The organism is Chryseobacterium sp. MEBOG07 (genome assembly GCF_021869745.1).
GTDB lineage: Bacteria > Bacteroidota > Bacteroidia > Flavobacteriales > Weeksellaceae > Chryseobacterium > Chryseobacterium viscerum.
In genome coordinates this window covers 2187456-2201026 of sequence record NZ_CP084579.1, presented here as the reverse complement: position 1 = coordinate 2201026, position 13571 = coordinate 2187456, and the positions used below count along the sequence as shown (strand labels likewise).

General features: G+C 30.6%; 12 protein-coding genes and 1 tRNA gene. 7 read left to right on the top strand and 6 right to left on the bottom strand.

Translation table 11 applies throughout. The features are described 5' to 3' along the window. The first annotated feature begins 2 nt into the window (after positions 1 to 2). Genes recF through LF886_RS09995 form a run of 3 tightly spaced genes read left to right on the top strand, consistent with a single transcriptional unit; the run spans position 3 to position 2057 of the window. Positions 3 to 1082, top strand: a complete 1080-nt coding sequence (recF, locus tag LF886_RS10005; protein ID WP_236853967.1) for a DNA replication/repair protein RecF — start codon at positions 3 to 5, stop codon at positions 1080 to 1082. Then, positions 1079 to 1762, top strand: coding sequence for a hypothetical protein (locus LF886_RS10000; RefSeq protein ID WP_236853966.1), 684 nt, complete (start codon positions 1079 to 1081; stop codon positions 1760 to 1762). Before recF ends, LF886_RS10000 begins: the two co-directional genes overlap by 4 nt. Position 1763: 1 nt before the next feature. After that, positions 1764 to 2057, top strand: a complete 294-nt coding sequence (locus tag LF886_RS09995) for a hypothetical protein (RefSeq protein ID WP_103233801.1) — start codon at positions 1764 to 1766, stop codon at positions 2055 to 2057. Positions 2058 to 2119: 62 nt separating this feature from the next. Here LF886_RS09995 and LF886_RS09990 read toward each other — a convergent pair whose 3' ends face one another. From LF886_RS09990 to LF886_RS09980, 3 genes are read right to left on the bottom strand one after another with little or no spacing between them, the layout of a single operon-like run. Continuing rightward, on the bottom strand, positions 2120 to 4150 hold the full coding sequence (locus LF886_RS09990) for a site-specific recombinase (RefSeq protein ID WP_236853965.1): 2031 nt from the start codon (positions 4148 to 4150) through the stop codon (positions 2120 to 2122). 13 nt (positions 4151 to 4163) lie between these two features. Next, positions 4164 to 4808: a monofunctional biosynthetic peptidoglycan transglycosylase gene (gene mtgA, locus LF886_RS09985; RefSeq protein WP_236853964.1), complete on the bottom strand. Its 645-nt coding sequence runs from the start codon at positions 4806 to 4808 to the stop codon at positions 4164 to 4166. Between the two features lie 42 nt (positions 4809 to 4850). Next, positions 4851 to 5897 (bottom strand): ABC transporter substrate-binding protein, encoded by a 1047-nt coding sequence (locus LF886_RS09980; RefSeq protein WP_236853963.1) that lies wholly within the window; start codon positions 5895 to 5897, stop codon positions 4851 to 4853. A gap of 60 nt (positions 5898 to 5957) precedes the next feature. On the opposite strand from LF886_RS09980, the gene LF886_RS09975 reads away from it, so the two are divergent. Then, a tRNA-Arg gene (locus tag LF886_RS09975) sits at positions 5958 to 6031 on the top strand. A gap of 181 nt (positions 6032 to 6212) precedes the next feature. Here LF886_RS09975 and LF886_RS09970 read toward each other — a convergent pair. Further along, positions 6213 to 6743, bottom strand: a complete 531-nt coding sequence (locus tag LF886_RS09970; protein WP_236853962.1) for an antirestriction protein ArdA — start codon at positions 6741 to 6743, stop codon at positions 6213 to 6215. Between the two features lie 602 nt (positions 6744 to 7345). Between LF886_RS09970 and LF886_RS09965 the strand changes: the two genes are divergently transcribed. Beyond that, positions 7346 to 7657 (top strand): hypothetical protein, encoded by a 312-nt coding sequence (locus LF886_RS09965; RefSeq protein WP_236853961.1) that lies wholly within the window; start codon positions 7346 to 7348, stop codon positions 7655 to 7657. Positions 7658 to 7897: 240 nt separating this feature from the next. Here the strand turns inward: LF886_RS09965 and LF886_RS09960 are convergent, their stop codons facing one another. Then, positions 7898 to 9223, bottom strand: a complete 1326-nt coding sequence (locus tag LF886_RS09960) for a hypothetical protein (RefSeq protein WP_236853960.1) — start codon at positions 9221 to 9223, stop codon at positions 7898 to 7900. A 122-nt stretch (positions 9224 to 9345) separates the two neighbouring features. Here LF886_RS09960 and LF886_RS09955 point away from each other — a divergent pair, with 122 nt between their 5' ends. Then, positions 9346 to 9825 (top strand): hypothetical protein, encoded by a 480-nt coding sequence (locus LF886_RS09955; RefSeq protein ID WP_236853959.1) that lies wholly within the window; start codon positions 9346 to 9348, stop codon positions 9823 to 9825. A 15-nt stretch (positions 9826 to 9840) separates the two neighbouring features. On the opposite strand, the gene LF886_RS09950 is transcribed toward LF886_RS09955, so the two are convergent. Continuing rightward, positions 9841 to 11796: a hypothetical protein gene (locus tag LF886_RS09950; protein ID WP_236853958.1), complete on the bottom strand. Its 1956-nt coding sequence runs from the start codon at positions 11794 to 11796 to the stop codon at positions 9841 to 9843. A gap of 191 nt (positions 11797 to 11987) precedes the next feature. On the opposite strand from LF886_RS09950, the gene LF886_RS09945 reads away from it, so the two are divergent. Beyond that, positions 11988 to 13571: a hypothetical protein gene (locus tag LF886_RS09945; RefSeq protein WP_236853957.1), complete on the top strand. Its 1584-nt coding sequence runs from the start codon at positions 11988 to 11990 to the stop codon at positions 13569 to 13571.

The following is a 13571-nucleotide window of genomic DNA, read 5'->3' as shown; positions in this document are numbered from 1 at the left end:
GAATGATTATCAAGAAGCTTTCCCTCTACAATTTCAAAAACCACTCAGAGAAAAAATTTGAATTTTCACCACAGATCAATTGTTTTGTGGGGAATAATGGCGTGGGAAAAACGAATCTTCTGGACGCTCTGCATTATTTATCCGTAGGAAAAAGCTTTCTGGGAAATACTGATCTTAACAATATTAAAGCAGAGGAAGATTTCTTCACCATTGATGCTGAAATTCAAAATGAGGACAGTGAAGATATCATTAGAATTACCCAACCCAAAGAAGCTAAAAAGGTAATCAAGAAGAATGATAAAAGCTATGACAGGCTTGCGGACCATATCGGTTATCTTCCGAGTGTGATGATTTCTCCCTATGATTCCAATCTTATTTCGGATTCTGGAGAAAGCAGAAGAAAGTTTCTGGATTCTATGATTTCTCAAACAGATTCTGAATATCTTTTTGACCTCATTCAATATCAGAAAACCATTCAGCAGCGAAATGCTTTGCTGAAATATTTTGCCAAGAACAGGACGTGGGATAGAGATTCCCTGGAAATCTATGATGACCCTATAACCCGATTCGGGACAAAAATTTTTAAGAAAAGAAAAGAGTTTGTAGAACAACTGAACCCCATTGTTCAGAATTTCTATGAGATTATTTCCGGCGGAAAAGAAACGGTATCTGTTATTTATGAATCTCATCTGCTGGAAGATTCTTTTGAAACTCTTTTAAAAGAAAGTATTGAAAGAGACCGTATGCTGACTTATACTTCAAAGGGAATTCATAAGGATGATCTGCTTTTTGAGATGGATCATGTTCTGATCAAGAAGATTGGGTCTCAGGGACAGCAGAAATCCTTTCTTATTTCGCTTAAACTTGCCCAAATGAGCCTTGTAAAGGAATTAACTAAAAAGACCCCTATCCTATTGCTTGATGACATTTTTGATAAGCTTGATGACACCAGAGTTTCACAATTGATAGAACTGGTAAATAAAGAAAGCTTCGGACAGATTTTCATTACGGATACTCACAGAGAACGTACGGAAAGTGTGGTAAAGAAAATTAATGAGGAAAGTATAATTTTTGAGATATGACATCAAAAACTCTTATCTTATTATTTTCAGTACTCTTTCTATTTTCTTACGGGCAGAAGAAAAAGAAAAAACCTGTGGATCTGTTAGCGGAATATCATTCTTTCAAAGATGGTGATCTCAGAAAGGATTTTAAACCCACACCACTCCATAAGAGAATGGCCACATTTCCTTTTAATAAAGCAACGAAGGTAAAAATCATTTCTTATAATCTGAATTTAAAAAGAAGTACTGCCAATTCTTATACGCTTGCTCCTCCGCCGCCAAAAACGAAGGAAGACTCTATTAGGCTTACAAAATATTACGATAGTATTAAAAAAAATAAAAAGTTTGAATTAAGAGAAGCTGTTGACCAATCTGTCTTTGCCGGCATTCAGGAATCCAAAATTTTAACTTTGCCTGAGATTTCTGAGCTTACTGATGTAATCTACAATACCTGCGACAAGTATTATATTAAATTAGTCTCCTCCAGCGGATGTTTTTTCCCAAGAAATGCAATCTTATTCTATGATGAAAGTGATACGATTTTTGCTTATTTCGAAATTTGTTTTGAATGTTCAGGAATTGAATCTTCACCCAGAAATATACTAGATCCTTTCAAAACTTGTGAGTATCTTTATCCTGATTTGCAAAAGTTTTTTAGAAGTAAAGGACTAACAACTGAATATGTAGAGAAAAAATAGTATGAAGAAGAAAAAACGTGAATATCAATCCTCTGAGCTGGTAAAATCTTTTGCCAGAATCTACGGTTTTGAACATAAACTTGTTGCTTTTGACATTAAAGATTTTCTTGAAGAGTATCTTGATGAAAGCCTTTTCAAGGAAATAAGAAGTGTCAATATTGAAAAAGAATGTATTATTATCAAAATTGATTCTCCTCTGCTGAAACATGATTTTAAAATGCGTAAAAGCTTTTATCTCAAAAAGTTTCAGGATAAATTCGGAGCGGAAAAATTTAAAGATCTTCAGATATTGTAAGACTAAAGCTATACCTATAGAAAAATGCTACCCTCGGGTAGCATTTTTTATTTTAAATACTATTAATGTTCTTCTGATTTATTAGAAATGGTACTGCTCATTAAATCATCTGCTTTTTTATCCAGTCCTGAGCTTAATGGCAGGAAGAATTTCAGCGGATGTTTTGCAAAGTATCTGAAAATTTCTTTATAGATCTCACTTACCTGTCCGAAATTCATTTTTCTAGATCTGAATGCCAGAAACATCGATAAACTGAAACTTACCAGGAAGTTAAAGAAACCTATCAGGAATACAGTTATAAAAGACATCCAGAAGGTATAAGAATCTACTGAAAAATCTTTTCCATACAGCCCCAATGCAAAGTTACCTGCCGCAAAGGTAATGTGTCTGATATCCAGATCCAGCCCAAAAAACATTCCTACCGGAGCTGTTGCTCCCAGAAAAACACCAAACCAGAAATTGGAAATGATTCCCGGCCAGTTTTTAGCATAATATTTTGAAAGTCCTTTTGCAAATTTTTTCCCAAAGAAACTTCTTATCGAAAGGTTTTTAGCAATTCTTTCAGGAATCTGGTAAAACACAGAATTGTTTCCGATATTCCCCGAGATAATCCCGGAAATGAAAAGATAGAACCCTGCAATACTTGCATGTAGAATTGCTTTTGATTTAAAAGGGTCAAGGTCTTTTAATAATTTATCCGAACGTTCTATAGCAAGGTTTTGTGAGAAAAATACATCCAGCCCGTAAATGATGGCTAATGCTATCGGAAAGGCAAGCAATACATTTCCTACAAAGGCAATGAACTGACTTCTGAATAATTTAGAAACTAAATGGGCAAACTCCGTATTATTTCTTTGGGCTTTTCCCTCTTCAGATAATACTTTCGTCATCGTAGCAGCCGTCATAGCCGGCTGTTTTGTGGCAAGAGTAAACCCCATCAGATAGATCATGACAAATCCCATCGCGTAGTTCATGGAATACAGAAAGGCGTGTGAAAAATCACTTCCGGGGATGTATCCATACAGCATTTTCAGAACACAAAGTGCTCCTACAATGATTCCACCACCACTCGCTTTGTAGAACATGGTCATATATTCTTTCCTTGTAGAAGTAATATAGTGGGTTCCGGCTTCTGCGGTATGATTGGTAATAAGATGGGAAATCAGTCTCGTACTGTCGTTGATGAGATCTGAAATATTGTTTTTATGAGATTTATAATTTAAAATATTAAAAATCAACCGTTTAGACTTTATCAGAACGTCCTCATCGGTATCAATAACCAAGAGCTGAACAATCTCATATATTCTTTCTGTCTGCTGGCGAATCTTTAACAGGGACTGATTGATCTTTCCGGAAATACCATATTTGGCTGAGTTTTTAAAAGCAATATTAACGAACTCCTGGCATTGTTCTGCATAGATTTTTATCTGCTTATATCTGCTGTCCTTAGAATGCAGCTGCATTTCAGGATCTTTTACCAGATCTTCGGCTAATGTTTCCAGCTCATTCTGAAGGGCAAGAAACGGATTGTGTAAATTCCTGTACTGTGGGGCCATTCTCACCACCTCCACTTCCATAGCCATCCCTGTAACCCTCCATGAAAGAATATTCATAGAGAAAATAAGTTCTTTTTTCACGTTGGGCCGGATAATAAAATCCGAAGCACCTAGCATGTTTAAAAACTCATCAATCTCATTTTCAGGCAGATTGTGAAGGTATTTTAAATCTTTATTTGGTCTAAGACTGACATTATCAATCATATACCACACCGTTTTTTCATTTTCAACGGGTGGCAAAACCTTGTTCAGAATTCTTTTTTTAAGTTCCGGAAAGAAGGCATTTTCTGAAAGAATATTAGCTTCCGTCAGCGAAAGATTGAATGGTCTTCCCCTAAAAATATTGTGAATATAATGTTTAAAGTTCTCGGCAAAATTAGGATTGCTTCTGAAAAAATTGAGCACATCTGTAAAGTCTGCTTCTTTGATCGTCTCTAAAAACTCTGCAAAGGGTTCTAAAGAAAGGGTTTCATTCTTAAAAGAAAAATATTTTTTAAGAACTGACTCAAAGTTTGTGCTGGAATTAAAGAATTTCATTAGTACAAAGATACTATTTCAAACTCACATTCCTCATCTGTCTCATAATCCAATTATGTTTCTTTCTCAAATAAGGAGATGGATTTTTAGGATCATATTTCTTTGGATTAGGTAATACAGCAGCAATCCAGGCTGCATCTGAAGCACTTAGATCTTTGGATGGTTTTCCAAAATAATACTGGGCAGCCGCTTCTACCCCAAATACTCCTCGTCCCATTTCAATGGAATTAAGGTATCTTTCAAGGATAATATCTTTGCTCCACACTTTTTCGATGATAAAAGTATAGACCGCTTCCAGTCCTTTTCTCACCCAGCTTCTACCCTGCCAAAGAAAAACATTTTTAGCAGTCTGCTGGGAAATCGTGCTTCCACCTCTTACTTTTTTGCCTTTCTCATTATATTTCATGGCTTTTTCGATGGCTGTATAATCGAAACCATCATGATCAAAGAATTTCTGATCTTCAGAGGCTATCACAGCCTTTTTCACATTGTTTCCCATCTCGTCATAGGAAATATAATCTCTGTGTAGTTTTCCGTATTCAAAAAGCCCTCCTATCTGGGTAATCGTTATAGGAGGATTAAAAAATCTACCCCATATAATAAAAACAACATTCAGAACAAGAACGATGAAGATAAGCTGTTTAATTTTTTTCCACATAATCTATAAAAAGGAAAGGCAAAAATAAGCAAATAGTATGAGTTACTGCAATTCTTTCATATAAGTAAGCTGATAATCGGGTAAAAGCTCTGGATGGAAGATCTTAATATAATCTTTAAGGATTAAATCTGCTCTTACAACACCGCTTTCGAAGAAATCATTGGCTTTAACCTTCTCTTTTCCTGCGATCGTGTAGATCTTTCCTTTATTAAATACATCCAGCTTCCCATAGAAAGGATTCATACCCAGCATTTCTTTTTTTGAAGTATGACTTCCTGCATTCACCCAATACTGAACGCCCCCTGCTTTTGCATAGACTTCCTCAAAGCTCATTGTCAAAGCTTTTTCATCTTTATTATCCTTCATGATATAATTAGCATTGGCATCAGAAATATAATGAGCAACAGAAGTATTTCCTCCAGGAAGATACCACACATCTCCATACATTTCGTTAGCCAGGACAACAGGTTTCTCTTTTGCTGTTGAAGCCAGTTTTTTCAGCTCACTATAGTTTTTCTCAACTTCCTGATATTTAGCTTCAGCCTCTTTTTCTTTTCCTAGAAACTCCCCGAAAAGCTTGATATAAGCTGTTTTTTCTAATGGCTGCTGTTCCATATATTCATCCAGGAATATAACCTGAATTCCATTATTTTTCAACAGTTCATAAGTATTGTCAAAACTGGCAATATGATTGGTAAAAATAGCATCCGGTTTCATGGAGATGATCTTTTCCACATCATATTTCTGCTCGCTTCCTACATTCTGTATTTTCCCTTCTTTAAGCAGATTCTGTATTTTTTCCGAATAAATATATTCCGGACTTGAAACCCCTATGATCAAATTTTCTGCTCCCAACTCTGAAATATACCCAGCCATACTAGCATTCAGCAGAATTATTTTCTTAAAAGGAGTTTGATTTTGCTTAAAATTATAAGTGAAATTCCCGGATTTTAGCTCCAGGGCTCCATCATGTTCCTTAAATTGGATACGACCTGAGATATTTGTCCAATCTGAGGACGAAATTTTTGATTCTCTTTTACAGGCTATTAGCGAAAATACCGTAAATAAAAGTAAAATTTTCTGTTTCATCTTTCAAAGAACGGAAAAAAGTGCTATATTTGCAAACCTTTAAACAACAAGGTAACACAAGGCCTCGTGGCGCAACTGAATAGCGCATCTGATTACGGCTCAGAAGGTTACAGGTTTGAATCCTGTCGAGGTCACTATATTTTAAAAGAGAATTTTGTAAAATATTGGAATCCAATTAATTACAAATTCTCTTTTTTCTTTTTGTATCCGTTTTTGTATCCGAATTTTCAAAATAAACTTTTTAAAAGCTATTTGAACTTAATTAAATCTATCTGAATTGTAATCAACAAAAACACTTACAATAATACAAATATACTACGATTTGAAATAACGCCCGTTACTTTCAAAATAATCACACATAATGTTTCTTGCCGTAGCTTCCCAATCTATTACAACGAAGTTTGGGAGATTGAAAGGAATATCATTTTCGTATAACTCCTGTATAAAAGTTTCATCATCAGGATAGCTCCCGCAGTAAAAATTATTGGCATACTCATAAGCACTTTGAAAATCGATCTTACCAAGATTATCCAAAACTGCTTCAAACACTTCTGCATCATACTCTGATTCATTTATTTGCTCAGCAATCTCGTAAATCTGGGGAGATAAAAAACTTTCTCCTATCAATCCGAGTTTCTCAAATAGTTCGCAGTACTCATAATCCTGAAACATAAACTCAGGTTCGGATTCGTCATAGTGTAGCTCTCGCATTGCTTCCTGTAATTCTTCAAAATTTGAATAATCAGAAAGATTCAGCCATTTGCCATAAATACTTGAGTTGTTGTACTTGCGATAAGTTCCTACATAGATACTAGCAGTATCAAGACAATTTTGTAAATTTGTCATGTTGATAAGTTTTAGATACGTTAAAATTTATTGATGTGCCTTGTCGTGCTCCAACACCTCAAGGCTTTTTTTGTATAATTAAGATGTATTTTAGTAGAAAGTTGCTATTAAAATGCAGAATAAAGATACATAAAAATCCTCATAGATACAAGTGTTCAAGATAGTTTTAACTTAAAAAGTAATGTTTTTAAAAAGATTTTAATCGTTTTGGAAAGATGGCAAAAAAGCAAAACCAGTTTCAAAAATCACAATTCGAGTATAGGGGGTATAGCAAATTTTTTGTTGATTAGATATACCTTTTTATGATTGGTAGGTTGGCTCTCAAAATCTCTATATAAAATTTCAGAATTGGGATATAGGGTGTTTCCATATAGGATTTTGAGACGTTTGGGGCAATTTGGAATATAAATATATTTACAAAAAGCTTGTAACCTTAGTCCTTTTTTTAATTTGTTCAAAAAATTCTAAACTTCATCCATAATAGTTTTTTATAAATATCAATAATATTCGTTCAATAATGCATTTAATATTATATAATATTGTGTATTTTAGCATTAAAACACCTATTTTAACATATAAACTAATAGCAAAACTAATTAAATATGAAATTTCAAATTCTAATAGATGATAATTTCTGTAACTACTCTTCTGATGGAGAACTTACAGGAATTGACAATAAAAAAATATTATCCATAATTAATGATTTTGAGGACGGAAAATGGAGATATAAAAAATTTCAAGAATTTATTTGGGATAATGTTAAAGAAACAGCTTTGAGTATAAAAGAGCGAAATGCCCTAATAAATGATGAAGGAAGTACGCTTAGTAAAGCCGTGGAAAAACTTCGTTTAATAGACGATCCTAATGATAAAGACAATGGTAGTGGTACTTGGTTTGATTTAGTAAAATTTTAATAAAAGAGACCTTGATTAAAATAATCAAGGTCTCTTTTATACTTTAAACGTCTATCCATAAAAATAATAGCAAAAAGTTAAAAAAATGCAAAACATTTTATCGTAAAATAAATTTAGATTTGTAAAAATATTAATTCAGAATGTATGGAAAAACACCTAAAAAATTCTAGAATACCGTAACCAAAATACGAATACAATTCTGATTTTTTATTTTCATACTATAAATTTCTCTTCCGTCGATTAGCATCCTAAATATTCTATTTTAGGAAAGGAAAAAGAATCTATTATTTTCCATACTCCTCCTGATTGCCCAAATACTAGATTTTCATTTTTTTCACTTTGATATATCATTCGTAATAATAATTCTTCCGTGTATTCTTTTTCATTAAATAAAATAATAGTTTTTACTACTATTTCTGTTATAGCTGGCGCTTTATGATCAATTGAAATTATTTCAAAATCTCTTAATTTTTTATTTTCGAATACCTTTCTTACTTTTCCTGCTTCCTTACCAAAGTTCACTTCTTTTGTGAAAAAAGAAATTTGTTTAGCTATAGCACCATAATTATTGTTTTGCCAATTTATTAGAAATTTTATAGCATCTTTTTCAGGAGTAAAATCTTTATAATCATTTAATGTGCCCTTTGATGGAAAATCCTTATCTATTATTGGCTTCCTATCTTTCCAACAGTTCATAAATTTATCCATTTCTTTAAACTTTAACTGCTGTTCTTGATATTTAGTAGTGGTGTTTTTTAATTCAAGAAAAGATTCTTTTAAATTTTGTTCTTTATTTTCTTTAGGCGGATTTTCTTTATTCTTTTTTAGAACCTTTGCCCAATCATTAATGGCAAATAGAGTTAGCCAAGATTTTGCAGTTACATATTTATTGCCATAAGAAATATCCCTTCCATGAAGTATTCCATTTCGATATGGAAAAAATATTTCATCAGTAGTAGTACCTTTTCTAGTAACATTTAGTATATCTCGTAATTTTGAAAGCCCCGTACTATGTGCAGCAATAGAATCCCAAGCTGTTAAATCCGTATTTTCAGCAAAGAAACCTTTACTTTTACTTATATCATTGACAGCGCCATCAATTATCATCAATAGTAAAGGTATTGCTGAATAAAATCTCTTTGCCATTGTATCTTCGTAAGCAGCATTTATCAGTTCATTTCTTTTTCGAAATTCTGGTATTCCATAGGTTGATGAAACAAGCCATTTTATTTCTTCAGAAGTATAATAATCTGCAAGTTTATTCTCAGCACTAGTTATATTATTAGCTTCAGCAAGTTGAATACATTCCAGCATGAGGTTATGATTTATTGACTCATGAGCAATCCAACCTAATTCACTAAAATATTTGTTAAATTTATCTGGGCTTTCCGAAATTTCTTTGAATTGTTTTTCCAAATCCTCAAAATTTTCTAAAGCTCCCAAAATATTTTTGGCAGTCTTACTAAATGGTGCTAAGAGTGATGCAATTTGTTTAATTGCTTTTCCTCCTTTTATATTATTTCTAAATTCTTCAAATGAAGAATTATCTTCAATTTTATCACCCATACGAAATGTTTATTTGTATGCAATTAATTTTCAAATTAAGAATAAAATTAAAACAAATCAAACTGTATAAATTAAACTATTAAATATTAACTTTATGCTAATTTTATTTATATTAAATTTCTATGACCAAATCTTTAACAGCTATAATTGAATTATCCAAAAATGATGAATTTGAAACAGATATTACTTTAAATCAAATTATTCAAGCTAAAAGTTTAATCAATATTGAACCAAAAAATAAGATTGAACTTTTTAGTGTCATTTGCTCAATGAATCTTATTAATGCGGCTATTAAAAATAAAAAATTTCAAGAACAAGTTTACTATGGTATGTTAAAGCCAAAGGTGTCCCAACTCTTAATATACATTATAGAAAATGAAACTTTTAAATCTGAAGTTCAATTTTATATTGAAAAAGCAGACAGATGTGCTTATATAGAGATTAATAATTTACAATTTGGATTTCATAATATAACAATAGACAAAAAATTACAAAACTTTATTGAATCACCAGATAATAATCCAAAGCCATGGAAGGGAATACGGCTTCAAAAAATAGCTGGTGAATTATTCAACTATGCTATAGATAATAGAATCCAATAAACACCAAAAAAGTTATCACTGTTGATTATTATGTCTAAAAATCGCTAAGTCATCATCAATTTTCAATAACGCTAATACTATTAGCTTTAAATAAATAAGATAAGCATGATCGTGTTTCTCAGTATGGTCGGGAGTAGCTTGAGTACCATGTAAGTAACTATTTCTCAAATCCATACCATTTGTAAAATCACTCTTATTTAAAAAATAATTTAAATACGCCTGTTCTGGTTTTGAAAAAAGAGAGGAATGGAAATATATCATATCTTCAGATATCATTTTTTGAACTTCCTGTTGATAATCAGGAGGGTAATGATAATACGAACCCGCTTCATTTTCCCTTAGATCTTTAATAATAAAAATTCTTGGTATGTTTGTTATTTGTAGAAATCCATCATCATCTACAAGTATTAAACCTTTTTCTATTAAATAATTAAGTTGATGCTTTTGATGTTCATGATAAGAATTAAATTTAACCTTTTCATTTGCAAGCAAGTCAAAAAATGTAGTATATTTTTTCTCAAGAAAAGGCTCAACATAAGCAAGAAGCATTTGGTCAGAGAAAAATAAATTTGAATAAGCTAAAATTTCATCACATTCTTCATTAAAATAAATGTACTTATTATCGTTTAAACTTGGAATATCTTTTATTGTAGATGGTAAAGATGATATTTGTAAAAGCTCAAAATCGATGATTCCATCTTCAACATAAAGCTTATACTGCTTTAATAAAGACTCAAATTCTGGTGCTAAAAATCTTACTTTTTCAAAATTTGAAATTGCTGTTGGAATAGAAAAAGTCGCATTGTTAGCAAAATTATATTTTTCTGGAAAAACGTTTGTAAAAATAGATTGTAGGATAGTTTCCAATGAAATATTTAGTAAACTTAACATCTTACTATAGGCATGAATTTGTGCTTCTGAAGTCATTTCTGATAAAAAAAATATTCTTCCAAATTTATATTCGTTTTGAGAGCGCACACCCATAATTCTTTCATAAACATCTATATCATTTTTTTTACTGATAAGATCTATTCTATTTTGCTCGTCAACATACTCAAATAAGTTTTTAAAATTAACAAATAAAGAATATGGGTCATTGTATTGTTTTATAAAATCTGAACTATACAAATAATGAACAGTATGATTATCATCAATTGAGCCTTCTTTAATTTTATCAATACCTTCTTTAAAGCCAACTGTAACCCCATATTTAATACCTTTATTTCCAAGGAAAAACTTTTCAGTTTCGCTTTTATTTAAACGTTTTGCTTTTAATCTTGTTTTATCCTTAATTTTAAAATCACTCTTATTTCTTACATTTTCAATAAGTTGAACATAATTTAAATTCGTATCATTAGAATCCAAATAATTTTCTATAATAACTTCTTTGTCTTCAACAATTAGGCTTTTTGGAAGGAAAATTTTCTTTTGTTGAAAACTGTCTTCCTTTTCATAAAAAGATAACAAAATTTCAGCTGTTTTAGGATAGGTCAGTAAGAACTTCTTTATTTCGGCATCATAATAATTAACTAAATTTTTGTGAGTTAATATAATATTAATGAGGTAAGGTTCATTAGACAGAATAATTTTAAAATTGGCTTTAGATATCCGCTTGAATCCATTAAGGTTATCTATTAACTCCCAAAATGAATCAACATAACCGTAGAGAGTTTCTTCGTGCAAATCAATTACATTTTCATCATTTATATTTGCAATGAATTTTCCTATAATTTTTTTATATCCATTAACTTTTTCTTTAAAATTATGAATCTCTTCTTGTGACCATTTGTTCAAATACATACCAATATCAAAATATTTTTTGATATTGTAAAGTTCTATTATATCATTGATATCTGTATAATCAATTTTTGTATTATTTCTCAGTATATTTTCTCCTTTAGAAAGTTGGTAACCTCCTGCCATATCTTCTTTAGAATAAAATATAACTCTTTTTAAATCTGTCTTATGCATGATATTTCTATTTTAATAGTTTAGAAAGGTATTTAAACATTCAATTAAACCATTATGGGTTTCCGTAAAAAAATTAATAAGAATGAAATTGTATAAATTGAGTAATATTTTTATATATTAGACAATATGATATTTTTACTTTTACATAAGAAAATAACTTCATAACTATTAACCAATTCAAATTAAATATTGTGCCTGATTTAATCGATTCAAATATTGAAATTTTTAATGAAATTACTAAAGTTTACGAAACTGAAGTTAAGGAAGACCTTGATCATGAAGCCAAAGAATTGGTAAAAAGATTGAAGAAAATTCTTGATCAAAACTCTAGGATTTATAATTTAGAAACATTGAATGATGTAAATCCCATTAAATATTATTCTTTAAAATATAGAATTAAAAGTAAAGAAAGTTTAATTGAAAAATTTGTAAGAAAGAACGACGGTTTTACAATTTCAAATGTTGTTGATTTAAATAGTGTTACAGATGTATCAACTAAAAAGCCTTTACTTATAGCCGAATTAAAAAAAATCCCTGACATAATTGGTTGTAGGATAGTGACAGAATTAAAACATGATTGTAAACAAGTTCTTTCTTTACTTCGTGCACATAATGATTTACTAATAACTAATGAAATACTATTTGATAAAATAGATTTAGATTCCCAACCTCAAAAAATGAAGAATGGCTTATTCATCTATAAAATAAAGGGGATTTTTAGAGGTTCATTTGGATTTGAATTGCAAATAAAAGGGAAAATAGAAGAAGCATGGGGAGATATGGATCATGCCATATTTTATAAAGATTATTCAGTTACTCCCATTAAAAATGTCACTCAAGTAACTATGAATAATGTAGGTAAATTGCTCGACAATGTTGACGAGATTTTACTTGGCTTAAGAAATTCAAGTACTGAGTATCAAGAGAATTTAGAACAACTATCAAATCTTAAAGATTTAAATGATGAACTATTCCCTTTAATTCATAAGAAATTAGGAATCAGTTTTGAAATTGAAAAAATCGCTAGTTTTTTAACACACCTTAAATCAACAGCATTACAAAATATAGATGTACCACAAAGATTAAATGACTTAAACTGCGATTTTTTACAATTTAATGTAGACAATAATGACCTTAAAAAATATATAACTATTCGTAACAACTCTTTTGAGTTAATGATCTTGGAAATATCATATTTTAGTTGGAATATTCAACATGATAAATTTTTATTATCACACGAGAATTATGAAGAAAAATTACATGAATATTTATCAATATTTTTTAACAATTTTCACAATGTTATAGAAAAAGAGAATTCAGCTATTGCTGCAGAAATTGGTGAAGGTAATTTAATCAATACAGTATTGCAATATAGTTATCATATAAAAAATCACGATCTATACCTGTCTGAAAAAACATTAATTAATATTGTAAAAATAGAAAGCACAGTTGAAGAGTTTTTCCAAGACAAAGAAGATTTATTTGTAGATGGGGTTGATGCAAATGAATTTAAATCTGCATTCAAAAAGCTATATGTAATTGAAGCTTTAGGTTACAGCTCTCAATCAGCATTGGATGAACTAAAAAGATTATACGAGAAAATAGAAGATGAAATTTCATCTACACTTGATTCTATAGCTTATGATTTTAAAGAATATCTACGAAAAAATGAGGAGAATACAAGAGCTGATTTAAAAGTTGGTGATACTATAAAAAAATCAATTCTGACCATACATACAGCTGAAAAAATTATCACAATGTTAACTAATCAATAA

Excerpts from the sequence above, each read along its gene's own strand:
- recF (WP_236853967.1), top strand. The coding sequence starts at position 3 with ATGATTATCAAGAAGCTTTCCCTCTACAATTTCAAAAACCACTCAGAG.
- LF886_RS10000 (WP_236853966.1), top strand. The coding sequence starts at position 1,079 with ATGACATCAAAAACTCTTATCTTATTATTTTCAGTACTCTTTCTATTT.
- LF886_RS09995 (WP_103233801.1), top strand. The coding sequence starts at position 1,764 with ATGAAGAAGAAAAAACGTGAATATCAATCCTCTGAGCTGGTAAAATCT.
- LF886_RS09990 (WP_236853965.1), bottom strand. The coding sequence starts at position 4,150 with ATGAAATTCTTTAATTCCAGCACAAACTTTGAGTCAGTTCTTAAAAAA.
- mtgA (WP_236853964.1), bottom strand. The coding sequence starts at position 4,808 with ATGTGGAAAAAAATTAAACAGCTTATCTTCATCGTTCTTGTTCTGAAT.
- LF886_RS09980 (WP_236853963.1), bottom strand. The coding sequence starts at position 5,897 with ATGAAACAGAAAATTTTACTTTTATTTACGGTATTTTCGCTAATAGCC.
- LF886_RS09970 (WP_236853962.1), bottom strand. The coding sequence starts at position 6,743 with ATGACAAATTTACAAAATTGTCTTGATACTGCTAGTATCTATGTAGGA.
- LF886_RS09965 (WP_236853961.1), top strand. The coding sequence starts at position 7,346 with ATGAAATTTCAAATTCTAATAGATGATAATTTCTGTAACTACTCTTCT.
- LF886_RS09960 (WP_236853960.1), bottom strand. The coding sequence starts at position 9,223 with ATGGGTGATAAAATTGAAGATAATTCTTCATTTGAAGAATTTAGAAAT.
- LF886_RS09955 (WP_236853959.1), top strand. The coding sequence starts at position 9,346 with ATGACCAAATCTTTAACAGCTATAATTGAATTATCCAAAAATGATGAA.
- LF886_RS09950 (WP_236853958.1), bottom strand. The coding sequence starts at position 11,796 with ATGCATAAGACAGATTTAAAAAGAGTTATATTTTATTCTAAAGAAGAT.